General features: G+C 36.2%; 1 protein-coding gene, 1 rRNA gene and 1 pseudogene. 2 read left to right on the top strand and 1 reads right to left on the bottom strand.

Translation table 11 applies throughout. The features are described from left to right. Both P20311_RS17285 and P20311_RS17280 read left to right on the top strand, forming a co-directional pair. Positions 1-291 (top strand): annotated as a pseudogene (locus P20311_RS17285) (ABC transporter substrate-binding protein); the annotation flags it as partial. Positions 292-402: 111 nt separating this feature from the next. Next, positions 403-1,260: a hypothetical protein gene (locus tag P20311_RS17280; protein ID WP_008115267.1), complete on the top strand. Its 858-nt coding sequence runs from the start codon at positions 403-405 to the stop codon at positions 1,258-1,260. A gap of 225 nt (positions 1,261-1,485) precedes the next feature. Here P20311_RS17280 and rrf read toward each other — a convergent pair. After that, positions 1,486-1,600 (bottom strand): 5S ribosomal RNA (gene rrf, locus P20311_RS17275). Positions 1,601-1,687 lie beyond the last annotated feature (87 nt).

The raw sequence follows: 1,687 nt of genomic DNA, 5'->3' as shown, positions 1-1,687 counted from the left end.
CCTAGCTTTGACTTATTTGATGAAGTAACCACACCCTCACATATTATGGTTACAGAAATTGTTCCTAATCCACTCACATGTAATGATAATTTTTGTAATGAATTTTTGGCCGATATGCAAGCAAACAAGATTACAAAACCCAACCGTCTTCATTTTGAAGGTTATATTAATGCAATGGCATTTAGTAGGGCTGCAGCAAACTGCAAATTACCGCTTAAACACTCGTGCCTATTGAAAGAGCTTAATTCACTGTTAATAAATGATAAAATAATACAAAAAGTTTTTTATTGATACAAAAAATAAAAATAAGCGTAATGTATATCGCTCTTATTATGTGAATAAATAAGTACCTTCCAAATATTGTTCTATCCTTAATATACAAACTAAGTATGTGAGGAAACTATGGACTTAATTAACTTTAAAGTGGGTTATAAAACCATTTCACTTAAGATTCTTGATATCTTATTAACGGAACAATTTAATAATAACCTCACGGTGTTACCTAACGACAATAAAAGCTTTTTGGGTGTTAAAGATTATATGGGGATCCCAACCCCTGTATTTGATCTTGGAATCATTTTAAATGGAGTTTCTACTGAGCACAGTAATTTAGATGCTTTAAAGCAACTTAAATCCTGGCAAAAACAACTAATTGCTTGGTTTAATAAATTAGAGCAAGAACTACTCGTTTCGCAAAGCTCGTTAAAGGCGAATCAGTATGAGCTTACTGATTTTGAACAGTTTTATACAGAGTTTAAAACAGATAACGATGAATTAAAAAATACTATGTCACGCTTTGATGACCCGTTTAAATCGCTTCTACACAAATTGACCAGTGCAATAGATGCATATAAAAAAGGCAACAGCAAACAAGTTAGTACTCAACTTGAGATTATAAGGCGACATGATCTTATTCACCTAGAGCGTTTATTCGACTCTGCAATAGAACAAATCACTTTAGATTATAAACCTATTATTGTGTTTACCACTAAAGATGGCATGACCCCTCATGTAGGCCTATTAGTTGATAAGGTTGAAGATAATATTGAATATAAACAAGAAGATATTAAACCACTAGATAAGCTTACCGAAGTTGGTTTTGATATTGACCCCCAAACAAGAAGCATGATGTATGGACTGATCAAACTCGCTGATAAACATAGTGTACTTATTGATCCTAGCGCAATATTTAAGCCCAAAGAGCTTGAACCATCTAGCAGCGCTCAAGAGCAAGAAACTGAAGCCTATGGACTGTTTTAAGGATGCTTCCTTTACACCCGTAAAAGCCCGACTCTTGAATCGGGCTTGCTTGTATTTAGAGTCGTTGCGCTACTTTGCCCATGGGCTTCGTGATACTCAACCCACGCTACGATGGTCAGGTTAACGCTGTGCAGCTGATAGCTGACGACTGACGGCTAATACTTTCACTTTCCTACAGACGTAAAAAAGCCCGGCTCTTTCGAATCGGGCTTTCTCTTATTTGGAGCCTGGTAATGTCCTACTTTCACATAGCAAATGCTACACTATCATCGGCGCTGTTTCGTTTCACTACTGAGTTCGGCATGGGGTCAGGTGGGTCCAAAACGCTATTGTCACCAAGCAAATTTGGGTGTCAGTCTGTATTACTACGCACTAACTAAAATTTGGAATTTCTGATAATAAAGTCTTCAAGTATCTACTTTAGTTA

Source organism: Pseudoalteromonas sp. BSi20311, from assembly GCF_000239875.1.
Lineage (GTDB): Bacteria > Pseudomonadota > Gammaproteobacteria > Enterobacterales > Alteromonadaceae > Pseudoalteromonas.
The sequence above is the reverse complement of the archived record's forward strand: the minus strand, read 5'-3'. Positions and strand labels throughout refer to the sequence as shown.

What these genes read in the sequence shown, in the direction of transcription:
- P20311_RS17280 (WP_008115267.1), top strand. Translation starts at nt 403, where the DNA reads ATGGACTTAATTAACTTTAAAGTGGGTTATAAAACCATTTCACTTAAG.